This window comes from Rhizobium indigoferae, assembly GCF_034554815.1.
GTDB lineage: Bacteria > Pseudomonadota > Alphaproteobacteria > Rhizobiales > Rhizobiaceae > Rhizobium > Rhizobium leguminosarum.
Genome location: NZ_CP140635.1, coordinates 1,779,779 through 1,801,281, shown reverse-complemented (window position 1 = coordinate 1,801,281; position 21,503 = coordinate 1,779,779). Strand labels below are relative to the sequence as shown.

Here is a 21,503-nt window from a genome sequence, read left to right as displayed (position 1 = left end):
GAACGTGCAACTGTCGGTCACGAAGGCAATGCCGAATAACTGACGCGGCGGGGCGGGCTTGGGCCCGCCTTCTCGGCGACAGGACAACTTGTACTATACGCAGTATCCGGCGAGTGTGCTCTTATTGCTACAGCTTTTTGTTGAGCTGATGGTGTATCCTTTGGTTGCAATGTAATGCCATGGGGTACGAAAATGAAGTTAACTATTGCCACCACTTTCCTCGCACTTTTCACTACCACCGCGCTCGCGGCTGATGCCGTTCAGGACATCCCGGCTGCTCCAGTTGCAGCGGCGCCTGTTTTCACGTGGTCGGGGCCGTATTTCGGTATCGATGGCGGAGCGGGATGGCTGAACGGTGATTTCAGCGTCGGCGGTGCCAGCGCTTCTGAGGATTTTAACGGCGGCGTCTTCGGCGGATTTGCAGGTTACAACTTCCAGTTTGACAACGTTGTTGTCGGCATTGAAGGCAATCTGGAACACAACTGGAATGAAAAGGACGCGCTCGGAGCGGACATTGGAACGGATTGGTCCGGTGCTGTTCGCGGCCGTGTTGGTTACGCCTTTGACAAAGCTCTGATTTATGGAGCAGCTGGCTGGACCGCCACGCGCGGTTACGTCGACGTGCCAGGGTTCGATAAGGAAACGGAGACGTTCAACGGCTACACCGTCGGGGGTGGCGTCGATTTTGCTATCACCAACAACATCTTTGCCCGTGGTGAGTACCGGTTCAATGACTTCGGCGAGAAAGACATCCTTGGTGTCGATGTTGACCTCGATCAGCACGAACTCAAGTTCGGGGTCGGCGTGAAGTTCTAAGAACGGCCCGTCAGATCAGCAGAATGAGAGCCTCGCCATGTTGGCGGGGCTTTTGTATTCACCCCTATTCATACTCTATGACGTTGCGCTGTCGATCGGCGCGGCATATCTCCTCCACCCGCCCGATTTGGTGAAGGTAGGCGATGATGTCCTTTTTCAGATGGCCGACATCGCCGAACGCCTAGTGCCGTAAAACCGCGTCATGTGCCGGAAAATGTCGTAATCGGCGGCATTCGTTGCCGTCGATTACAGTCTCTACCATGTTGAATTCGTTGAATTTTTATGGTGAGAGCGTCGGGGTTCGAACCCGAGACCTACTGATTAAAAGTCAGTTGCTCTACCAGCTGAGCTACGCTCTCCCTCTCCGCGGGTGTGACCACCCCGGCTGGAAGTGGGCGGAACATAGGCAGGCGACCCATTGCGGTCAACCGAAAAATTTGCCTTTTTCCGGCGGTCGGCACATTTCTTGCGGGCAAAGGCATCTTGCCTTGCGGGCAAAGGCAGCTTGCCTTGCGGGCGCAAAGACAAATGTCTTGCGTGCAAAGGCGTCTTGTCTTGCGCGCGCAAAAAGGTGATTGGCAATCGCTGGCCTGCAAAGCTAGGAACATCACGCAGATTGCAGCCGGAGAGAATGCGTGTCGATTGCCGATATTTCCCTGTGGAGCGCGTTGATTGCCGGGGCGCTTTCCTTTCTGTCGCCTTGCGTGCTTCCCCTCGTCCCGCCTTATCTCTGCTATATGGCCGGCATTTCAGTCGAGCAGTTCCGCGGCGGCGGTGCGGTTGTGGTGACGCCCGACGTCAGACGCGGCGTGTTCTTCTCGGCACTCTTCTTCACGCTCGGCTTTGCCACCGTCTTCGTGGCGCTCGGCGCCGGCGCCTCCAGCATCGGCATGGCGCTTCGCCAGCATCTCGACCTCCTGTCGAAGATCGGCGGGCTGATCATCATCGTCATGGGGCTGAACTTTCTCGGCCTCTTTCGAATCGGGGTGCTTGCCCGCGAGGCGCGCTTCCAGGGCAGCGGCAAGCCGGCGACGCTGACGGGCGCCTATATCATGGGCCTTGCCTTCGCCTTCGGCTGGACGCCCTGCATCGGCCCGGTGCTTGGCGCCATTCTCGGCGTTGCCGCCTCGCGTGAAACGGTCGGCTCCGGCGCCGGGCTGCTCGCCATCTATTCGCTCGGCCTTGCCATTCCTTTCTGGATCGCCGCCGGCTTTTCCGGCGCCTTCATGCGCTTCCTCTCGCGCTTCCGCCGCCATCTCGGCACGGTGGAAAAGGTGATGGGTCTCTTCCTCGTGCTTACCGGCCTCGCCTTCCTGTTCGGTTGGGTCAGCAACGTGGCGATCTGGTTCCAGCAGACCTTTCCGATCCTGATGCAGATCGGCTAGGCCACGGGTTGCCGATTTTCCAGGCTAAGCAGCAGGTTTGCCACGTTCGCTGATCTGATCCACTCCGCGCTCATCAGCACGCCGCCGGCAGTAAAAAGCCAGGCCTGCACCTATGCCCTGGTATGGCTTGCCCTGTCCCTCGGCCCCACCCGCCCTTATCCCTCGACCCAATCGATCGCAAATACGCCTCGATGTAGCGTCGTCGATGCCGTGTTTAAGGCGGCGGTCAGAAGGAGACGGACATGAACCTTGAGACAAAGACGAGCCGGGAAAACACCGCACACACCGGCAGACCTCGGCTCGACGAACTGGTTCCGTCGCGCTACGCGGTGCGGGTCGGCGAGATTGAGGTGCTGGTGGTCAGCGATGGAGTGCTACCGCTCCCTACCGCGATGCTGGGCCACAACATCGATCCGTCCGTCCGAGCGACCTGGCTGAAAGACATGTTCCTGCCAGCGGAAGCTTTCGACTGGGCGCTGAACGTGGTCGTGGTGCGCAGCGGCGACCAGACCATACTCCTCGATGCCGGGCTGGGGATCGACCCTGACTTGCACCTGCCGCGGGCCGGGCAGTTGATCAAGCGATTGGAAGCCGCCGGCATCGATCTTGCGTCGGTGACCGACGTGGTGCTGACCCACATGCACATGGACCATATTGGCGGGCTGCTCGTCGACGGGGTGAAGGACCAGCTGCGGCCGGACCTGCGGGTCCACGTGGCGGCCGCCGAGGTCAAGTTCTGGGAGGCGCCGGATTTCTCCCGGGTCTCCATGCCGCCGGGGTTCCCGGACGCGCTTCGGGCGACCGCCAAGCGGTTCGCGAAGGAGTATCGCAGCCATTTCAGGCTGTTCGATGACGAGTACGAGGTGGCGCCGGGCGTGGTCGTCCATCGCACCGGCGGCCACACCCCCGGGCACAGCGTGATCCGCGTGGCGTCCGGCGGCGACAGGCTGATGTTTGCCGGCGACGCCGTGTTCGCGGTCGGGTTCGAACACCCCGACTGGTACAACGGCTTCGAACACGACCCCGAGGAGGCGGCGCGCGTTCGGGTCCGTCTTCTGCGGGAACTGGCGGAGACCGGCGAGCAGCTGGTGGCCACTCACCTGCCGTTCCCCTCCGTCGGCCGGGTGGCGGTCGACGGCGACGCCTTTCGCTGGGTAGCGGCCTTCTGGGATTACTGATCGCGTGTTCGATTGGCGGTAGAGCGTGTACTCAACGAGTCCACGCTCTATCGATTTGTTTTTACGCAATTCCGGACGCAAGACCGCTACACAGTTTCGCTGGAATTGCTCTTGTTTCTGCGCAATTCCGAACGCAAAACCGCTACACACTTTCGCTGGAATTGCTTAAGTCAGATCCTGACCCGCCGACCATCCCCGCGTACTGGAAGACCTCTTGGCCGATATTGTCAGCCTGCTTTTGCCGTTCTTCGGCCTGATCCTGATCGGTTACATCGCCGCCAAGGCGACCAAGCAGCCGGCCGAAGCGCTCGGCTGGCTGAACACCTTCATCATCTATGCCGCCCTGCCCGCTCTGTTCTTCAAGCTCGTCTCGCGCACACCGATCGAAGAACTGACGCGCGTCGATTTCATTGTCACCGATATCGCGGCGACCTATGCCGTCTTCATCCTGCTTTTCGTCATCGGCCGTCTCGTGCGCGGCAATTCGCTTGCCGATTGCACCATCCAGTCCTTTGCCGGCGCCTATGGCAATATCGGCTATATGGGGCCTGGCCTGGCACTCTTGGCGCTCGGCGAAGGCGCAGCCGTGCCGGTGGCGCTGATCATCTGCTTCGAGAACGCACTGCATTTCATCGTCGCGCCGGCGCTGATGGCGGCAGCCGGCGACGACAAGCGTTCAACAGGCCAGCTTGTCGCTGATATCGTCCGGAAGGTCGCGCTGCATCCCTTCATACTGTCGACGGCGCTGGGCTTTGTGGTGGCCGCTTTGCACATCGACCAGCCGCCGGCGTTTCAGCGCTTGGTCGATTATCTCGCCCAGGCGGCGGCGCCCTGCGCGCTCTTTGCCATGGGCGTGACGCTGGCGCTCCGGCCGCTGAAACGAATCCCGGCCGAGATCTCCTATATCGTGCCGGCGAAGCTGGTCCTGCATCCGATCGCGGTTTTCATTGCGCTCACGGCGGTTGGTGGTTTCGAGCCGGTCTGGATCCAGGCCGCTGTGCTGCTTGCCTGCCTGCCGACGGCGACCAACGTCTTCGTCATCGGCCAGCAATATGGCGCCTGGCAGGAGCGCGCCTCGGCGACGATCCTGATCACGACGGTGCTATCGGTGGTGACTGTTTCGCTCTGGCTGATCGTGATCCGATCAGGCCTTCTTCCGCTTCAGCTTTTCCCTTAGCGCATCCGGAATATCGCGGAAGCCGCGGCCCGGCTCGATGCCCTCACGCATGACGATGTTGCGCAGCGGCGGTATGGCCGAGAGGATATGCAGGCCGGCGGCGCGGAGCATCTGGACGGGCAGGAAATCCGAAAGCAGCGAGCGGTTGAGAAGATCGACGCTTGCCGTGCGCGTCATGATGTCGGCGCGGCGCCTGCGGTCGAAGCTTTCACCGGCATCGGCCGGCACCGGCAATTCCGCTCTCTCGCAGAGGATATCGGCAAGCGCCATGATATCGCGCAGGCTGAGGTTTAGCCCCTGTGCCCCGATCGGCGGGAAGACATGGGCGGCCTCGCCGATCAGCGCGATGCGTCCCTTGCCGAAACGATGCGCCATCATGCCGGAGAGCGGCCAGACCTGGACGCCCCCCTCGACATCAACCTTGCCGAGCATGGACTGCATGCGCGCCTCGACGAGGGCGCCGAGTTCGGCAAGCGGCAATTCCATGCGGCTCGCGGCTTGCGCGGGATCCTGCACCCAGACGAGGCTGGAGCGGCTTCCCGGCAGCGGCACCTGGGTGAAGGGGCCGTGTTTGGTGTGGAATTCGGTCGAGATATTCTGGTGCGGCAGCGAATGGGCGAAATTCAGCACCATGGCCGATTGCGGATAGGACCAGTTGCGCACCGTAATGCCTGAGGTCTCGCGCAGCTTCGAGCTGCGGCCATCGGCGCCGACGGCAAAATCGGCCGACAGCGTCTCGCCGCCGGTCAGCGTGATCGAGACTGAAACGGCTGATATTTCGATCGATTCGGCCATATCGGTGAAACGGGTGATATTGCCCTCGCCGGCGGCGGCCTCTTCGAGAATGCCGGTCAGCGCCTTGTTCGGGAAATTGTAGCCGAAGGCATCGAGACCGACCTCGGCCGCGCGGAAGGTGGTCGTCGGCGCGCGCAACAGCCGATCGGTACCGTCGACGATACGCATGCTGGTGAGAGGAGCGGCTGCGGGGCGGAGCTTTTCCCAGAGCGCCAGGCGATCGAGGAAACGGATCGACTGATCCATCAGCGCCGTGGTGCGCCGGTCCTCTTTGGGGGCAACGGGTGCCACCAGCGCCACGCTGCGACCGCCGCGCGCCAGCGCGATTGCGGCGATCATGCCGGCGAGACCGCCACCGATCACCGCCACTTCGAATGTCTTCATGCTATCATTCCGCCATTCTAAAGCATGTCGTTATCGCAAAACCGCTGCACACTTTTGCGCGACATGCACTGCAACGGCGGACCGGTCGCTTATGCGGCCGGCTTCGCCTGACGGCGCCAACTATAGCCCTTGCCGGCTTCGGCGTCACGCACCGCCGGCTGATAATGATGGGGAATGGCGGGAAGACGGTTTTCGCCCAGCCGCTTCAGCGCCGTGGCGTTGGTGACGGAAAAGCTGTCGATGCCGACGCGCAGCATCAGCGGCACCTGATCGATCAGCACGTCGCCGACGGCGCGTAGCTCATTGGTGTAGCCGAGGCGCTGGCGCAGCAGCGAGGCATGGCTGAAGGCGCGGCCGTCGTTGAACGCCGGAAAGGCGACGGCAACGATTTCGAGGCGATCGAGATAGGGCTCCAGCCGGCGGACATCGTCGGCCGGCTTGATCAGCACGCCGAGGCCGACATCGTTGCTTTCATCGGCCTTGGCGATCAGTTCGTCGAGACCGAGCAGCGGCTTCTGCTCCTCGGTCGCCTTCACCTCGTCGGTCTCGATCACCCAGGGATCGTTTTCGACAAAACCGGTTTCTCTCCAGATCTTCGTCATCATCCCCTCCTTATGCCGCTTCGGCGGCCGAGCCGTAGAGCGCAGTCTTGAACGGCTGCGGTCCGACACGGCGATAGGCGGCGAGGAAGTTCTCGGACTGATCGAGGCGCAGGCCGAGATAGGTGTCGACGATCGTCTCGATCGCGTCGGTCACCCGGTCCGGCTCGAAGCCGCGGCCGATGATCTCGCCGATCGAGGTATGTTCGTCGCCGGAGCCGCCGAGCGTGATCTGGTAGAGTTCGGCGCCCTTCTTCTCCACACCGAGCAGGCCGATATGGCCGACATGGTGATGGCCGCAGGCATTGATGCAGCCGGAGATCTTGATCTTCAGCTCACCGATCTCCGCCTGGCGTTCGGCATTGCCGAAGCGGCGGGAGATTTCCTGCGCCAGCGGAATGGAGCGCGCATTGGCGAGCGCGCAGTAGTCCAGCCCCGGACAGGCAATGATATCGGTGATCAGGCCGGCATTGGCTTCCGCCAGATTGATGGCGACGAGGCCGCGATAGACGGCTTCGAGATCGGCAAGCGCCACATGCGGCAGGATCAGGTTCTGCTCATGGCTGACGCGGATTTCGTCGAAGGCATATTCCTCGGCCAGATCGGCGATCGCATCCATCTGCGCGTCGGAGGCATCGCCCGGAATGCCGCCGATCGGCTTCAGCGAGATCGTCACCATGCCGTAATCGGGGTTCTTGTGCGGCTGCACGTTCTGCTGGACCCAGCGGGAGAAACCGGAATCGGCCTTCTTCCAGCGGGCAAGATTTTCCCAGCCTTCGGCGCGCTCGGGCAGATCAGGTGGCGCGAAATAGGCTGATATCGACTGGACGTCCTTTTCCGGCAGCTTGAGCTCGCTATCCTTCAGCGCGGCGAATTCGGCTTCCACTTGGCGCGTCAGCTCCTCGGTGCCGGTTTCGTGCACGAGGATCTTGATGCGGGCCTTGTATTTGTTGTCGCGGCGGCCGTGCAGATTGTACACGCGCACGATGGCAGTGGTGTAAGAGAGCAGGTCTTCCTCGGGCAGGAAGTCGCGGATCAGCTTGGCGATCATCGGCGTACGGCCCTGGCCGCCGCCGACATAGACGGCAAAGCCGATCTCGCCCTTGTCGTTCTTCTTCACGTGCAGGCCGATATCATGAACCTGGATTGCGGCGCGGTCGCGCTCGGCACCGGTGACGGCGATCTTGAACTTGCGCGGCAGGAAGGAGAATTCCGGGTGAACCGACGACCACTGGCGCAGGATTTCGGCGTAAGGACGCGGATCGGCGATCTCATCGGCGGCAGCACCAGCGAAGTGATCGGCCGTGACGTTTCTGATGCAGTTGCCCGAGGTTTGCAGCGCATGCATCTCGACGCTGGCAAGGTCGGCGAGCGCATCGGGAATATCGGACAGTTTCGGCCAGTTGAACTGCAGGTTCTGGCGCGTGGTGAAGTGGCCGTAGCCGCGGTCATAGGTGCGGGCGATATGGGCGAGCATGCGCAGCTGGCGCGAGCTCAGCGTGCCATACGGAATGGCAATGCGCAGCATGTAGGCGTGGAGTTGCAGGTAGACGCCGTTCATCAGGCGCAGCGGCTTGAACGCGTCCTCGGCGAGCTCGCCGGAAAGGCGGCGCTCGACCTGATCGCGAAACTGCTCGACGCGCTCGGTAACAAAGGCATGGTCAAATTCGTCGTAACGGTACATCGTCTTCCTCAGACTGCAATGAATTCGGGATCGGCAGGAGCGTAGCCCGGGGCATATTCCATGGTCGGGCCTTGTGCGCGGATGCGTTCGCGCAAGCGAAGCGGCCAGAGAATGCCGTTGGTTTCCTGAACGTCGACGACGGCGACGTCAACGACCTCGTTGTCGGCATAGGATTTTTTGCCGATCGCCTCCAGCGCGGCAACGGCCTCGGCATGACGGGCAACGAGCGCCTCCTGCAGCGAGGTGGACCACTTGCCGTTCGCATCCAGCCAGACGGCAATGCCGTCCGTCAGCCGGTTGGCGGTCAGAACCTTGTCACCCATATTCAGCTCCTTGCAAGTTCCTCGAGCCGGGCGTTTGCGCGCACCAGGGGCTCGGACAGTTCGAAATTGGCGCCGGCGACCGCATCGCCGATGATGACCATGACAGGCCCGGTTAATTCGTCGCGGTGCTGCAGATCGGGCAGATCGGCGAGCGTGCCATGCAGCAGGCGGCGATCGGCGCGGCTGGCATTTTCGATGACGGCAACGGTCGTTTCGGCGGGAATGCCCGCTTGCATCAGCCGCTCGGCGACGGAGGCAGCAACCGTGCGGCCCATATAGACGGCGATGGTCGCGCCGGAAACGGCAAGGCTTGCCCAATCGGGCAGCACGTCGCCTGTAAGATCATGGCCGGTGGTGAAGACCAGCGAGGAGGCAACGCCGCGCAGCGTCAGCGGCAGCTCGAAATCGGCAGCGGCTGCGAAAGCCGAGGTGATGCCAGGCACGACCTCATAGGTGATGCCGGCAGCGCGCAATGCCGCCATCTCTTCCCCTGCCCGGCCGTAGACCAGGGGATCACCGGATTTCAGGCGGACGACGCGCTTGCCCTGACGGCCGAGATCGACCAGCAGGTCGTTGATTTCTTCCTGGGACTTCGAGTGGCAGCCCTTGCGCTTGCCGACGGAAAGCCGCTCGGCATCACGGCGGCCCATATCGACGATCGCCTGCGGCACGAGGGCGTCATAGACGATGACGTCAGCTTCCATCATCACGCGCTGGGCGCGCAACGTCAGCAGATCCTCGGCACCCGGACCGGCGCCGACCAGCCAGACGTGGCCGGCGACCTTGTCCATCGCGTGCAGCAGCCGGTCGGCGGCATGGCGGGCCTGCGGCAGGTTGCCATTGGCGACCGCATCGGCGACGGCACCGGAAAAGAAACGGCGCCAGAAGACCCGGCGGGAGACGCCTCTCGGAATCAGTTGGTCGACGGCCTTGCGGTAGCTCGTCGCCAGCCCGGCAAGGCGGCCGAGCGAGGGCGAAAGAAGCTGGTCGATCTGCGCGCGGATCATCTGCGCCAGAACCGGCCCTGCCCCTTCGGTGCCGATCGCAACGGCGACGGGCGCACGGTTGACCAGCGCCGGCGTGAAGAAATCGCAGTAATCGGGCTGATCGACGGCATTGGCCGGAATTCTGGCGGCGCGCGCAGCGTCGACGATGCTGCGGTCGTCGGCTTCATTGCCGGTTGCGGCGAAGACGAGCGCCGAACCCTCGACCTGTTCGGCGGAGAAGGCAGCGCGCACGGTCTCGATGCGGTTGGCGATCAGGAACGCGTGGTAATCGGCTTCCGGCCGGTCGGCATAGGCGACAATCCGTGCCTTTGTGTTGAGCAGCAGCCGCACCTTGGCGAAAGCTTCATCGCCATTGCCGAAGACAGCCGTCTTCTGGCCTTCCACGCGAAAGAAGGCGGGAAATACCGAAAGCTGTTCAGTCTTGGGAGGCATCATCAATCCACTTCGAAGTTGCCGGAATATGCCCTTGATCGACAAGGGATTGAAGGAACAGAAATTCGAAAGCCCAAGCAAGCAGGTATTCTTTTGCTCGTGCCGTCAGTGATTTGAGAAAAGTCACCCGTGCTGCCAAAAAGCCGCATATTCCCAGCCCGCTTGCTGCAGTGCAGTATAAAGCCTGTGACAAAAGACGTCCACCGGTGCTTCACGCATTTCACTCGCGCCGCCAAGGCGATAGACTGAGGAAAACTGGAGGGCCCTCATGCCTGATAAGACCATTGCCTCCCGCCTGCTTTCGGTCATGGAAGACGATATCCTGCCGCTGACGGAGCGTGGCGTTTCGCTTGGCAATAAGGTGTTCGGTGCGGCGATCCTGCGGAAATCCGATCTTTCGCTTGTCGTCGCCGAGACCAATAACGAGCTGGAGAACCCGCTCTGGCACGGCGAGGTGCATACGCTGAAGCGTTTCTACGAGCTTGGCGACAAGCCGCCGACCAAGGATCTGATCTTCCTGTCGACGCACGAACCCTGCACGATGTGCATGTCGGCGATCACCTGGGCCGGCTTCGACAATTTCTACTATTTTTTCAGCCATGAGGATTCGCGCGACGCCTTCGCCATTCCGCACGACCTGAAGATCCTCAAGGAGGTCTTCGGACTTGAACCCGGCGGCTATCGCAGGCAAAACGCCTTCTGGAACAGCTTTGCCATCGCCGATCTCGTCGAGACCGAAGACGCGCTCCAGAAAAACGCGCTCAAAGCGCAGACCGCCCGCATCAAGGCGCGCTACGACGCGCTGTCGACCAGCTACCAGTCGTCGAAGAGCGCCAACGACATTCCATTGAACTAAGCCCGCTGAACCGAGGCAACATGCAACCTTCCAAAGACATTTCGCGGCTGATCGAGATCATGGCGGCGCTGCGCCATCCCGAAACCGGCTGCCCCTGGGACATCGTGCAGAACTTCGAAACGATCAAGCCCTATACGATCGAGGAGGCCTATGAGGTCTCCGATGCGATCGAGCGTGGCGATATGGACGATCTCTGCGACGAACTGGGCGACTTGCTGCTGCAGGTGGTCTTTCATGCCCGCATGGCCGAGGAGGCCGGCGAATTTTCCTTTGGCGACGTGGTCAACGCCATCACCGCCAAGATGATCCGCCGCCATCCGCACGTCTTTGCCCGTTCGGCGGCGGATACGCCGGACGCGGTGAAGATCCAATGGGACGAGATCAAGCAGGCGGAAAAACGCGAGCGCGCCGAGCGGCGCTCGCGGCGCGGCATCACCGAGGACGTCAACAGCGGATTCCTCGGCTCGGTGCAGCGCAGCTTCCCGGCTTTGACAGAAGCCCTGAAACTGCAGGAACGCGCCGCCAAGGTCGGCTTCGATTGGTCAGCACCGGAGCCGATCCTCGACAAGATCGAGGAGGAGATCGGCGAATTGCGGGCAGCCCTTCGCGAAGGCGATCAGGCAAAGGTCAGCGACGAGCTCGGCGACCTGATCTTCGCGGTCGTCAATATCGGCCGTCACGTCAAGGCCGATCCGGAACAGGCAGTGCGCGGAACGAATACGAAATTCCGTCGTCGGTTCAGCCATATAGAACAGGTTCTTGAAGCAGAAGGCGAGACGCTGGAAGACGCGACGCTGGAGCGGATGGAGGAAATCTGGCAGGCAGCGAAGGCGATCGAGCGGGCTGTGACGTCGGGGGCGGAGTGAGCGGAACGTTGCCACATCCCCTTGAACGCCTTACCGCTCCCAATCTTCCTTTGAAGACTTCGGTCCATTGCCGATGCGGCGCTCGAGTTCGGTCGCCTCGGTTTCGGACAGGCGCAGATCAAGCGTGATCGTGCCGTCCTCATTATCCTCACGGCCGTCGACGATCGCATGGTCGTAAAGCCAGGGCAGCAGCGCCAGCTTGTCGACCGGAAGGCGGATCGTCGCCACGGTCATCACGCCTGACAGTCTGCGGCTGATCTCTTCCATCAGCGTGTCGACGCCCTCGCCGCTGACGGCTGAAACCGCCACCACGTTGCTGGCGCCGGCCGATTTCTGCACCATGGCATCGTGCACCTCGGGCTCCAGCCGGTCGATCTTGTTCCAGACTTCGATCAGCCGCTTTTCGGCTTCGGCCTCGTCGATGCCGAGGTCGTTCAGGATGCGCATCACGTCGGAGCTCTGCGCCTGGTTGTCGGCATCGGACATGTCACGGACATGCAGGATGAGATCGGCTTCCAGCACCTCTTCCAGCGTCGCCCGGAAGGCGGCGACCAGATGGGTCGGCAGGTCGGAGATGAAGCCGACGGTGTCGGACAGGATGACGGTGCGGCCGTGGGGCAGTTTCATGCGCCGAAGCGTCGGGTCGAGCGTGGCAAAGAGCATGTCTTCGGCCAGCACGCCGGCGCCGGTGATGCGGTTGAACAGCGTCGACTTGCCGGCATTGGTATAACCGACGAGCGCCACGATCGGGTGCGGCACCTTGCGGCGTTTGGCGCGGTGGAGCTGGCGGGTGCGCACGACCTGCTCCAGCTCGCGTTCGAGCTTGATGATGCGGTCCTGCAGCATCCGTCGGTCGGCTTCGATCTGGGTTTCGCCGGGGCCGCCCATGAAGCCGCCGCCGCCGCGCTGGCGTTCAAGGTGGGTCCAGCTTCGCACCAGACGGCCCTTCTGATAATTCAGATGGGCGAGATCGACCTGCAGCGTGCCTTCCTTGGTGGAGGCGCGGCGGCCGAAGATTTCGAGGATGAGGCCCGTCCGGTCGATGACCTTGGCGTTCCATTCCTTTTCCAGGTTGCGCTGCTGCACCGGCGTCAACGGATGATCGACGATGACGAGACCGGAATCGCGCTCGTCGAGCAGCGCCTTGATCTCCTCGATCTTGCCGGTGCCGAGCAATGTGGCCGGCCTTGGATCATTGACCGGGACGATCTGGCCATTGACGACATCGAGGTCGATCGCCTGGGCAAGGCCCGTCGCCTCTTCGAGCCGGCTTTCCGGCGTGCGGGTCGAGGCCGATTCGCTCTGGCCGCCGCGACTGCGCGATTTCAGAACCGGCACAACGACAGTCGCGCGCATATCGTCCCTGTGCTTGGCGGCCTCAGGGATGATCGAATCGTTCTTGGTATCGCGTGTCGAAATGACGGCTGATCCTGTTAGGACGCTGCTTCTTCGCTCTCGAACATCTGCATGGGCTGGCCCGGCATGATCGTAGAGATCGCATGCTTATACACGAGCTGCGAATGGCCGTCACGGCGAAGAAGAACACAGAAATTGTCAAAAGACGTAACAACGCCCGTGAGTTTCACGCCGTTGATCAGAAAGATTGTCAGGGAAATCTTTTGCTTGCGAACAGTATTGAGAAATAAGTCCTGAAGATTCTGAGAACGTTCCGCCATCGCGCCGCTTCTTTCTTTATTGCCGACCTGATCTGGCCGGTAGAATATCAATCAACCTCACCATGCGAAGACCGGTGGCATCCTCATTCCACCTGTCCAGCAAATCTTGGTATCAAATCGCAATCTTTTCCGCAACGTCGAAAAAGGCTTCGCGAACTTTCTGCGAAACGCTGCCCGGATGGCCGTTGGCAATGGTCTGGCCATCGACGGAAACGACTGGAAAACAAATGCTTGTGGCTGCAGTGAGGAAGACTTCGCGGGCTGCGAGCATCTCCGAAACGGAGAAGCTCCGCTCGGCGATCTGCAACCCCAACTTGGCTGCGACATCCATCAGAGTGGTGCGGGTAATGCCGCGCAGAATGCCGTGTTCGGCCGGGCGCGTCACCAGCGTTCCGTCCGGATCGACGATCCAGACATTGGTCGCCGCCCCTTCCTTCACCATGCCGTCGCCGTCGACATAGATCGCTTCCTGGGCGCCGGCCTCCTTGGCTTGCTGGCGGGCCATGGCATTCGGCAGCAAGCCGACGGACTTGATGTCGACGCGGTCCCAGCGATTGTCGACAAGGGTGATCGCCTTGATGCCGTTGGCGTTCTTGGCGGCGATGATCCTGGCATCGGTGCTTTTGGCGGTGATCACGAGCGAGGGCGGCGTTCCCTCGGCCGGGAAGACATGATCGCGGCGGGCGACGCCGCGCGTCACCTGCATGTAGAAAAGCCCGTTGCGGACATGGTTGCGGCGCAGCGTCTCGCGAATGACCTGCGTCAGCGCCGCCCGGCTCATCGGCCAGGCGATGCGCAATTCACCGAGCGAACGGTCGAGACGGTTCAGATGGCGCGTGAGATCGACGATATAGCCGTGGCGCACTTCGCAGACCTCGTAGACGCCATCGGCAAACTGGTAGCCGCGATCCTCGATATGCACGCTGGCATCGGAATGCTTGACGTAACGGCCATTCACATAGGCAATTCTCGGCATGGGAAACCTGGTCTTCCGGGAAGCAATATATAGGAGGCGGCGCGGCCTCGGCCGCGCCGGATACAATCAGACGCCGAGCGACTTCAGCTTGCGGTGCAGCGCCGAACGCTCCATGCCGACGAATTCCGCGGTGCGAGAGATATTGCCGCCAAAGCGGTTGATCTGGGCGATCAGATAATCCTTCTCGAACATCTCGCGGGCTTCGCGCAGCGGCAGCGTCATGATGTGATAGTCGTTCTTGGCGGACACCTTCGGCAGCATGTCGCCGAGATCGGTCGGCAGCATGTCGGCGGTGATCGGCGCATCCGGGCCGTCGGTGCGGGCAAGGATCATCAGTCGCTCGATATTGTTGCGCAGCTGGCGGATGTTGCCGGGCCAGTCGTGCGCCTGCAGCACGGCCATGGCGTCGTCGCCGATGCGGCGCGGACGGATGCCGGCCTGCTCTGATATCTGGCGCATCAGCTGATCGACGAGGAAAGGAATGTCCTCGCGCCGTTCGGCCAACGCCGGCACACGCACCGGTACGACGGCAAGGCGGTGGTAGAGATCCTCGCGGAACCAGCCCTCGGCGATGCGGCTCTCGAGATTGTAGGCGGTCGAGGAGATGATGCGGACATCGACCTTGACACGCTTGGAACCGCCGACCCGCTCGAACTGCTGATCGACCAGGACGCGGAGGATCTTGTTCTGCGTTTCGCGCGGCATTTCGCCGACTTCGTCGAGATAGAGGATGCCGCGATGGGCTTCCTCGAGCGCGCCGATCTTGCGCGCCTGGCCGGGCGTGCCCTCGGTGCCGAACAGCGCCACCTCCATGCGTTCGGGCGTGATGTTGGCGGCGTTGATCGCAACGAAGGGGCCGTTGGCACGGGCCGACTTCTTGTGGATCATTCGCGCCACCAGCTCCTTGCCGGAGCCAGAGGCGCCGAGGATCATGATGCGGCTGTTGGTCGGCGACACCTTCTCGATCGTCTGGCGCAGCTGCGAAACGGCGACCGATGTGCCGATCAGCTCCAGTGCGTCGCCGGTGCGGCGCTTCAGCTCGGAAACCTCGCGCTTCAGCTTGGAATTCTCCAGCGCGCGTTCGGCGATCAGGATCAGCCGGTCGGCCTTGAAAGGCTTCTCGATGAAATCGAAGGCGCCGCGCTTGATCGCCGAGACGGCGGTCTCGATGTTGCCATGGCCTGATATCATCACGACGGGCAATTCCGGATGGCGGGTCTTGATCTCGTCGAGTAGCGACAGGCCATCGAGCTTGCTGCCCTGCATCCAGATATCGAGAAAGATCAGCCGCGGCACGCGATCGGAAATTGCCGCCAGCGCGCTGTCGCTGTCATGGGCGGTGCGCGTCTCGTGCCCTTCGTCGGAGAGAATGCCGGAAACGATCTCGCGAATATCATGCTCATCGTCGACGACGAGAATATCAGAAGCCATAAACGCTTTCCTTGTCATTGGCTGCGGGGGCAGCAGGCGTCGGATCCAGGCGTGGCAGATGCACGCGGATCATGGCCCCTCTTCCCCGGTCAAAATCGGCGGGCGCATCATGCAGCTCGAGCTGCCCGCCATGTTCCTCGATGATCTTCTTGACGATGGCGAGGCCGAGGCCGGTGCCCTTCTCGCGCATCGTCATATAGGGTTCCAGAATGCTGTGGCGGTTCTCCACCGGCAGGCCGCGGCCATTGTCGATCACGTCGACGGTGAAGCGGTCGCGGCCGGCATCGAGTGCGGCGCGCACGAGAATCTTGCGTTCGTCCCGCTCGTCGCTCGGCACCGCCTCGATCGATTCCACAGCATTCTTGATTAGATTTCCGAAGGCCTGGCCGAGCATGCGACTGTCGAACAGGCCCTCCAGCGGCTGCTCCCCGAAATCCTGCTCGAAGGTGACGTGATGGTTGCCCATCTCACGCAAGAAGATCGCGTCGCGCAGGATATTGCGCAGGTCGCTCGGCTCCTTGGTCGGCTTCGGCATGCGGGCAAAGGCGGAGAATTCATCGACCATGCGGCCGATATCGCCGACCTGGCGGATGATCGTATCCGTGCACTGGTCGAAGACGGTCCGGTCGCCCGGATCGATCTGCTTGCCGTAGCGGCGCTGGATGCGCTCGGCGGAAAGCTGGATCGGCGTCAGCGGGTTCTTGATCTCATGGGCGATGCGCCTGGCCACGTCGCCCCAGGCAGTCGAGCGCTGGGCGATGACGAGATCGGTGATGTCGTCGAGCGTGATCACGTAGGATTCGCTCATGTCGCGCACTTCCTCGCGGGTGACCTGCACGCTCAGCGTCCTCACAGTGCCGCCGCGCACCAGCGCAATCTGCTTGCGGAAATCGCCGCGATAACGCACCGCCGCCTCGGTCAGCACCTGATCGACCTCCGGCGCGATGTCGACCAGCTGCTTCCCGAGCATTTCGTCGGCCGACAGCGACATCAGCGTCTCGGCCGAGCTGTTGACGATGGCGATGCGGCGGTCCTGCTCGACGCCGATGACGGCGGCGGTGACGCCCGATAGCACCGCTTCGATGAAACGGCGTCGGTCGTCGACCTCGTCCTTGGCCTCGAGGATCTCGTCGCGCTGGGTGCGGATTTCCGAGATCATCTTGTTGAAGGTGCGCGAGAGATTGGCGACGTCGCCGTCGACGGCATGCACCGGCACGACGATATCCATATTGCCCGATGCAACGCTGTCGGCCGCCGTGATCAGCAGGCGGATCGGCCGGACGATGCGGTCGGCGACGGCGATCGCAGTCCAGATCGCCGCCAGGAGCACGATCAGCGCGAAGCCGATGTAGAGCACGGCAAAAGCGATCTGCAGCGAGAAGCGGTTGGCCTCCATCGAGCGGTATTCGGTGGCGTTCTCCTCCATCATGCGCATGGCGCCCATGACCTTGGGATCGACGGCGCGCACCGTATAGAGAAAGGTGCTCTGGATGGCATCGAGCTTGATGATAGCGCCGACGAGATTGGTAACGCCGGGCGGGATCAGCGTCGGCTGGCCGGCGGCGGCCTTTTCCAATGCGTCCTGCGGAATGGCCGGCAGCGGCTTTTCGGTGGCGATATCGGCCTGGACGATCACCGAGCCGTCGCGCTCGACGAGGAAGGCGCCAAGCAGGCCGCGACCCCTCGCCTGGCGGGTCATCAAGTCGGCAAAGCCCGTCCTGTCGAGGTTGTAGAGCGCGCGGTTGCGCTCCAAGTCGTTGGCCATGGAGACCGTCTGCCCCTGCAGGTAGCTGGCATTCTCCATCATGTAGGCCTGGCCGATATTGCGCGACGAGCTGACAATCGACTGGGTGCGCAGGGCAAACCAGCGGTCAAGACCGGCATTCAGCGTGATACTGGCGAAGATGGCGACGAGGATCGCCGGCGTGATCGCGACGATCGAAAAGAGCACGACGATGCGGATATGCAGGCGGGCTGCGGCACGGCCGCGGGTGCGCGCCTTCAGCAGCCTTGCTACCTCGCGAGCGATCAAGGCGAGCAGCGTCAGGACAAAGAAGGAATTGACGATCACCGAGGTGATGACGACATGCGACGTCGGCGCGATCGGCGTCAGGCCGAGCAGCACGAAAAGCGTGGCCGTGGCGCAGAGAAGCGCGCCGCCGGCGAGCACGAGGCCAGGCACGGCAAAAAGGGCGCGGCGATCGGTCACCGTCGTCACCGTCTCGCCCGCCGCCGCCGGCGATACCCCATCCTGCGTCATTCGGCCTCTCTTCGGACGGCACCTGCCGCCCTCGCCATCAATCGAAACCAAGCAACGCCGGCTCAGAAAGCCAGCGTCGCAACGACTCGATCGGGAGCGAAATACCTAAACCCTTGCGTGACCTTTAAGCAACGCATTGTGGCGAAAATGCAACGCGTCTCGTCACGTTGTCAAGCCGTGCTTCCCTCGACGAGCCTTAATCTGACCCGTCGAGGGAAGTTGTTTCACCTGAAGCGCGTCGCAATCTTTCAGATCGCTCCTCGCGCTTTAGGTCTTTGTTTGACGCATGTTCGTTAGCGCAAAACCGCTGCACACTTTTGCGCGACATGCTTTAGAAGCGACGTGGTCCCTCGGGCTTGTTTCCGACGATCGTGTCGATCCGGTCCAGCACGTCAGACGTCACCTTCTCTCGGTGTGAGAGGGCCGCGAGATTGTCCTGCAACTGGCTGGCGCGCGAGGCTCCAAGAATGACGGTCGAGACGTTCCGGTTGGCAAGGCACCACAAAAGGGCGAGATGCGTGATCGATATCCCGATCTCGTCCGCGAGCTTTGCGAGTTCGCCAACTTGTTTGAGCTGGGCAAGGCCGGCATCGCTCGACCACTTTTCCTTCAGCCATTCATAGCCCGGCAGGTTCATACGACTGTCGGCCGGCACACCGTTATTGTACTTGCCGGTCAGGACGCCCGAGGCGAGCGGTGACCAGATCGTGGTGCCAAGGCCGATCAGGTCATAGAGCGGCAGATAGTCGGACTCGACCTTCTGGCGTTCGAAGATGTTGTACTGCGGCTGCTCCATGGTCGGCGGGGTGATGCGCAAGTCCCGGGCAACGGCGTAGGCTTCCGTCAGTTGCTGCGCCGACCATTCCGACGTGCCCCAATAGAGCACCTTGCCCTGGGCGACGAGATCATGCATCGCCCGAACGGTTTCCTCGATCGGCGTGTCGATATCCGGGCGGTGGCAGAAGTAGAGGTCGAGGTAGTCGACCTGAAGCCGCTTGAGCGCTGCGTGGCAAGCGTCGGTCACATGCTTGCGCGACAGGCCGCGCTGCGTCGGCTTCTGGCCTCCCCAGAAGACCTTGCTGGAAACGACAAAGCTGTCGCGGCTCCAGCCAAGCCTGCTGAGCGCCTCGCCCATCACGATTTCGGACTTGCCGCTCTCGTATCCTTCGGCATTGTCGAAGAAGTTCACCCCGTTGTCATAGGCAAGCTTCATGAGGTCGACGGCGTCGCCTCCATTGACCTGCTTGCCGAACGTGACCCATGAGCCGAAGGAGAACTCGCTCACTTTCAGGCCCGACTTTCCCAAACGTCGATATTCCATCATGCAACTCCCGTAAATTATGAATATGTGCCGGCCTGTCACCGGGGTCGGTGTCGCCCGATTGATCGACGACCGATTCGCGTAATCTATGGCATGCTCAACGATATGCGAGGCTCAGCCCGCCAAGTTGACCAAAACACAATGTCGCAGTTCCCGTCAGCCCGACCGTAAAGAAAAAGGGCGCTCCACGACATCAGTCGGAGCGCCCGTGGCATGCGATCGACGACGTTTGCGGCGGAGGTCGATAGCAGCGACCGCAGAATGAAGAGATTCGGAACGGATAGGCAACATGCGATTGGAATCTGCGACGTTATCGCCCGCTGGTTGATCGTGTCGTCCACCGGATATCCACAGCTTATCCACAGGCATGGCGACGACGACCGCAGCAACTTCAATGACATTCGCCTGGCGCCAAATCACTCCTCACAAATGCTTATGTGACTGTTGAATGACACCGCACCTTTGTTTGTCTGCTTGGATATAAACCGCGACCTGGCTCAGGTAGGCTCACCTTTCCTCCCGACCGTGGCGGCGGACGCCGGGAGGGGTGGGCGGTGGGCAAACATGAGGGCCCGCCGCCTTCTTTTTATCGCGCCCCCGAGCGAGCTCAGGCGGTGCGAGAACTCCTGTAGACCGAGACGCCAAGTTCCCTGATTTTCTTGCGCAAGGTGTTGCGGTTGAGACCGAGAAGATCAGTGCGGCGAGGATCAGCGGATATTCCATTTCCGTCAGCACACGATCATAGAGGCCGGGCGGCGGCAGATTGTCCCCGAAGCCTGCGAAGTAGCACAGGCAGTTTGATCCAACGCAACGCTTGAATCCGGCATTCGTCGTATCTCTAAAAGCAGCTCCATAGTCATGGAGGATAATGGCTCAAAGAGGAGATGCAGAATGTCCATGTTCAGACTGCCAACTATCACTGTGCTGGCCTTGCTCGGTGGCGTCGGTGCCGTGGGCATCGCGTCCGCCCAGACGAAAAGTCCAGACTCGGCTCAGTCGGAGGTTAAGCCCGCGGCCGAAGGATCGGAAATGATGCCAGGCATGATGAGCCGCAACATGATATCATCGGACATGAATGAAGGAATGCGCATGATGGGGCCAATGCGCGGTCATATGATGAAGATCATGTTCGTCGTCGCCGACACCAACGGGGACGGCGCAATTTCTTTCGAAGAGTTGGCCGCAATCCACAAACGCGTCTTCGACGCGGTCGACGCAAACAATGACGGCAAAGTCACACCTGAAGAAATGCAGGCGTTTATGCAGGACATGTGACCGGCGCCTCGGCATTTGCCACCCCATGTGAGCAGCGACCACCAACTCCAGGTGCAATGCTCCTTCGGGGCCAGCCTTCCGCGGCGCCGTGCCAAGACCAGAGAAGCCGGAGCGCCGGCAATTGCGTTACATCAATGCCAATTGCGACGAATGGAGATAGATAATTGCGATCGCGGCAGTCCGCGATAGATGGAGCAGGACATGACGGCACAATATTTTCTCCCGCTGGCAACATATCCCGATTCAAGTTCCGGATTGATCATTTCGAACGCTGTAGCGTTGGCTGGGTACTACGGTGCAAATCTTCACGCCTGCGCGCTAAGGGTCGAGATCCCGCACATTCCCAACGCCTGGTCGTCGTTGCTGCTCGATACTCCACAGATGATCGAGCATGCCGAGACTTTGAGCCGCGATCGCGCCGCAACCCTGGTTGCCGCGGCGACCAACCTCGCAGCGAACGCCATGGTTGAATTATCTTGTCGAACGGTCAAAACCACCTTGCCTCTATTGCACGAGACGGTGGCCACGGAAGCACGGTTCTTCGATCTGGCCATTCTCGAATGTATCGCGGACGTTCCGGATACCCGTATTGTCGCCGAAGCGGTCATATTCGGATCCGGCCGGCCAGCCATCATCTTTCCCAACAAGACCCTTGCGGGCCCAATCGACCATCTGGTCATCGCCTGGGACGGAAGTCGAGCCGCCGCTCGGGCCGTCAGCGATGCAAACCCATTCATTCACAAGGCCAAGCGGGTTTCGGTCCTATCTCTGACGGGCGAAAAGCCGCTGCCGGAGACAACCGGGGCGCATCTCGCTGAGATCTTGGTTTCGAGCGGCGTCAATGCAAGCGCAACGGTCACTCGCTTTACGTCGTCATCGACCGGTCAGAGCATTCAACAAACAGCACTGGAACTGAGCGCCGATATGCTGGTCATGGGAGGATTTGGACACTCGAGGTTGCGAGATTTCGTCCTGGGCGGAGCAACCGATGGCGTCTTGGAAAAGCCTCTGCTGCCGGTGCTCATGTCACATTGAAGGAAACTGCCCGCATGGGTCTGTGAC

At 61.5% G+C, this 21,503-nt stretch carries 19 protein-coding genes, 1 tRNA gene and 1 pseudogene; 8 read left to right on the top strand and 13 right to left on the bottom strand.

From position 1 onward, the window contains the following. Positions 1 to 192 precede the first annotated feature (192 nt). Complete coding sequence (locus tag U5G49_RS09265; RefSeq protein WP_018445435.1) at positions 193 to 816, top strand: outer membrane protein; 624 nt, start codon at positions 193 to 195, stop codon at positions 814 to 816. A 283-nt stretch (positions 817 to 1,099) separates the two neighbouring features. Here the strand turns inward: U5G49_RS09265 and U5G49_RS09260 are convergent. Next, a tRNA-Lys gene (locus U5G49_RS09260) sits at positions 1,100 to 1,175 on the bottom strand. A gap of 276 nt (positions 1,176 to 1,451) precedes the next feature. Here U5G49_RS09260 and U5G49_RS09255 point away from each other — a divergent pair. From U5G49_RS09255 to U5G49_RS09245, 3 genes are all read left to right on the top strand, one after another. Then, positions 1,452 to 2,201 (top strand): cytochrome c biogenesis CcdA family protein, encoded by a 750-nt coding sequence (locus tag U5G49_RS09255; RefSeq protein ID WP_193442147.1) that lies wholly within the window; start codon positions 1,452 to 1,454, stop codon positions 2,199 to 2,201. Between the two features lie 242 nt (positions 2,202 to 2,443). Further along, the gene (locus U5G49_RS09250; protein WP_193442145.1) at positions 2,444 to 3,379 is read left to right on the top strand and encodes an MBL fold metallo-hydrolase; all 936 of its coding nucleotides are present in this window, start codon (positions 2,444 to 2,446) and stop codon (positions 3,377 to 3,379) included. A 214-nt stretch (positions 3,380 to 3,593) separates the two neighbouring features. Then, entirely contained in the window at positions 3,594 to 4,556 is a 963-nt protein-coding gene (locus U5G49_RS09245; RefSeq protein WP_193442143.1) for an AEC family transporter, read from the top strand. Here U5G49_RS09245 and U5G49_RS09240 read toward each other — a convergent pair. The 5 genes from U5G49_RS09240 to cysG all read right to left on the bottom strand — a co-directional run bounded on the left by U5G49_RS09240 (position 4,524) and on the right by cysG (position 9,780). Further along, positions 4,524 to 5,735 carry a UbiH/UbiF family hydroxylase gene (locus U5G49_RS09240; protein ID WP_193442141.1) on the bottom strand — a complete coding sequence of 404 codons (1,212 nt, stop codon included), beginning with the start codon at positions 5,733 to 5,735 and terminating at the stop codon, positions 4,524 to 4,526. The two genes, U5G49_RS09245 and U5G49_RS09240, sit on opposite strands and share 33 nt — an antisense overlap. 89 nt (positions 5,736 to 5,824) lie before the next feature. Continuing rightward, positions 5,825 to 6,337, bottom strand: coding sequence for a DUF934 domain-containing protein (locus U5G49_RS09235; RefSeq protein WP_028731978.1), 513 nt, complete (start codon positions 6,335 to 6,337; stop codon positions 5,825 to 5,827). 10 nt (positions 6,338 to 6,347) lie between these two features. Beyond that, complete coding sequence (locus U5G49_RS09230; protein ID WP_047621729.1) at positions 6,348 to 8,018, bottom strand: nitrite/sulfite reductase; 1,671 nt, start codon at positions 8,016 to 8,018, stop codon at positions 6,348 to 6,350. An 8-nt stretch (positions 8,019 to 8,026) separates the two neighbouring features. Further along, positions 8,027 to 8,341: a DUF2849 domain-containing protein gene (locus U5G49_RS09225; RefSeq protein ID WP_011651871.1), complete on the bottom strand. Its 315-nt coding sequence runs from the start codon at positions 8,339 to 8,341 to the stop codon at positions 8,027 to 8,029. A 2-nt stretch (positions 8,342 to 8,343) separates the two neighbouring features. Beyond that, complete coding sequence (gene cysG / locus U5G49_RS09220; protein WP_112906557.1) at positions 8,344 to 9,780, bottom strand: siroheme synthase CysG; 1,437 nt, start codon at positions 9,778 to 9,780, stop codon at positions 8,344 to 8,346. A 268-nt stretch (positions 9,781 to 10,048) separates the two neighbouring features. Here cysG and U5G49_RS09215 point away from each other — a divergent pair, with 268 nt between their 5' ends. Together U5G49_RS09215 and mazG are read left to right on the top strand one after the other, a co-directional pair. Beyond that, positions 10,049 to 10,636, top strand: a complete 588-nt coding sequence (locus U5G49_RS09215) for a deaminase (RefSeq protein ID WP_130716349.1) — start codon at positions 10,049 to 10,051, stop codon at positions 10,634 to 10,636. Between the two features lie 20 nt (positions 10,637 to 10,656). After that, a complete protein-coding gene (gene mazG, locus U5G49_RS09210) occupies positions 10,657 to 11,502 on the top strand; it encodes a nucleoside triphosphate pyrophosphohydrolase (RefSeq protein WP_028731982.1) in 846 nt (281 codons plus the stop codon). A gap of 30 nt (positions 11,503 to 11,532) precedes the next feature. Here mazG and hflX read toward each other — a convergent pair whose 3' ends face one another. The 7 genes and pseudogenes from hflX to U5G49_RS09175 form a co-directional block, all read right to left on the bottom strand. Next, positions 11,533 to 12,858: a GTPase HflX gene (hflX, locus tag U5G49_RS09205; protein ID WP_018241923.1), complete on the bottom strand. Its 1,326-nt coding sequence runs from the start codon at positions 12,856 to 12,858 to the stop codon at positions 11,533 to 11,535. Positions 12,859 to 12,935: 77 nt separating this feature from the next. Continuing rightward, on the bottom strand, positions 12,936 to 13,178 hold the full coding sequence (gene hfq / locus U5G49_RS09200; protein ID WP_003539403.1) for an RNA chaperone Hfq: 243 nt from the start codon (positions 13,176 to 13,178) through the stop codon (positions 12,936 to 12,938). A gap of 112 nt (positions 13,179 to 13,290) precedes the next feature. Continuing rightward, positions 13,291 to 14,154 (bottom strand): D-amino-acid transaminase, encoded by an 864-nt coding sequence (locus U5G49_RS09195; protein WP_193442139.1) that lies wholly within the window; start codon positions 14,152 to 14,154, stop codon positions 13,291 to 13,293. Positions 14,155 to 14,220: 66 nt separating this feature from the next. After that, entirely contained in the window at positions 14,221 to 15,585 is a 1,365-nt protein-coding gene (gene ntrX / locus U5G49_RS09190) for a nitrogen assimilation response regulator NtrX (RefSeq protein ID WP_018241921.1), read from the bottom strand. Further along, on the bottom strand, positions 15,575 to 17,845 hold the full coding sequence (locus U5G49_RS09185) for a sensor histidine kinase NtrY-like (protein ID WP_193442137.1): 2,271 nt from the start codon (positions 17,843 to 17,845) through the stop codon (positions 15,575 to 15,577). Before U5G49_RS09185 ends, ntrX begins: the two co-directional genes overlap by 11 nt. 331 nt (positions 17,846 to 18,176) lie before the next feature. Further along, a complete protein-coding gene (locus tag U5G49_RS09180) occupies positions 18,177 to 19,166 on the bottom strand; it encodes a potassium channel beta subunit family protein (protein ID WP_018241919.1) in 990 nt (329 codons plus the stop codon). A gap of 607 nt (positions 19,167 to 19,773) precedes the next feature. Beyond that, a pseudogene (locus tag U5G49_RS09175) lies at positions 19,774 to 19,979 on the bottom strand (nitrogen regulation protein NR(I)); the annotation flags it as partial. Positions 19,980 to 20,057: 78 nt separating this feature from the next. On the opposite strand from U5G49_RS09175, the gene U5G49_RS09170 reads away from it, so the two are divergent. Together U5G49_RS09170 and U5G49_RS09165 are read left to right on the top strand one after the other, a co-directional pair. Continuing rightward, positions 20,058 to 20,441, top strand: a complete 384-nt coding sequence (locus U5G49_RS09170) for an EF-hand domain-containing protein (protein WP_193442135.1) — start codon at positions 20,058 to 20,060, stop codon at positions 20,439 to 20,441. Positions 20,442 to 20,630: 189 nt separating this feature from the next. Next, on the top strand, positions 20,631 to 21,476 hold the full coding sequence (locus tag U5G49_RS09165) for a universal stress protein (RefSeq protein ID WP_193442134.1): 846 nt from the start codon (positions 20,631 to 20,633) through the stop codon (positions 21,474 to 21,476). The last annotated feature ends 27 nt before the right edge of the window (positions 21,477 to 21,503 follow it).

Bases quoted from the DNA above. Each gene is read 5' to 3' on its own strand.
- U5G49_RS09195 (WP_193442139.1), bottom strand. From the start codon at position 14,154: ATGCCGAGAATTGCCTATGTGAATGGCCGTTACGTCAAGCATTCCGAT.
- U5G49_RS09240 (WP_193442141.1), bottom strand. From the start codon at position 5,735: ATGAAGACATTCGAAGTGGCGGTGATCGGTGGCGGTCTCGCCGGCATG.
- U5G49_RS09225 (WP_011651871.1), bottom strand. From the start codon at position 8,341: ATGGGTGACAAGGTTCTGACCGCCAACCGGCTGACGGACGGCATTGCC.
- U5G49_RS09170 (WP_193442135.1), top strand. From the start codon at position 20,058: ATGTCCATGTTCAGACTGCCAACTATCACTGTGCTGGCCTTGCTCGGT.
- U5G49_RS09250 (WP_193442145.1), top strand. From the start codon at position 2,444: ATGAACCTTGAGACAAAGACGAGCCGGGAAAACACCGCACACACCGGC.
- U5G49_RS09215 (WP_130716349.1), top strand. From the start codon at position 10,049: ATGCCTGATAAGACCATTGCCTCCCGCCTGCTTTCGGTCATGGAAGAC.
- ntrX (WP_018241921.1), bottom strand. From the start codon at position 15,585: ATGGCTTCTGATATTCTCGTCGTCGACGATGAGCATGATATTCGCGAG.
- U5G49_RS09165 (WP_193442134.1), top strand. From the start codon at position 20,631: ATGGAGCAGGACATGACGGCACAATATTTTCTCCCGCTGGCAACATAT.
- U5G49_RS09230 (WP_047621729.1), bottom strand. From the start codon at position 8,018: ATGTACCGTTACGACGAATTTGACCATGCCTTTGTTACCGAGCGCGTC.
- mazG (WP_028731982.1), top strand. From the start codon at position 10,657: ATGCAACCTTCCAAAGACATTTCGCGGCTGATCGAGATCATGGCGGCG.
- U5G49_RS09180 (WP_018241919.1), bottom strand. From the start codon at position 19,166: ATGGAATATCGACGTTTGGGAAAGTCGGGCCTGAAAGTGAGCGAGTTC.
- U5G49_RS09185 (WP_193442137.1), bottom strand. From the start codon at position 17,845: ATGACGCAGGATGGGGTATCGCCGGCGGCGGCGGGCGAGACGGTGACG.
- hfq (WP_003539403.1), bottom strand. From the start codon at position 13,178: ATGGCGGAACGTTCTCAGAATCTTCAGGACTTATTTCTCAATACTGTT.
- U5G49_RS09235 (WP_028731978.1), bottom strand. From the start codon at position 6,337: ATGACGAAGATCTGGAGAGAAACCGGTTTTGTCGAAAACGATCCCTGG.
- cysG (WP_112906557.1), bottom strand. From the start codon at position 9,780: ATGCCTCCCAAGACTGAACAGCTTTCGGTATTTCCCGCCTTCTTTCGC.
- U5G49_RS09265 (WP_018445435.1), top strand. From the start codon at position 193: ATGAAGTTAACTATTGCCACCACTTTCCTCGCACTTTTCACTACCACC.
- hflX (WP_018241923.1), bottom strand. From the start codon at position 12,858: ATGCGCGCGACTGTCGTTGTGCCGGTTCTGAAATCGCGCAGTCGCGGC.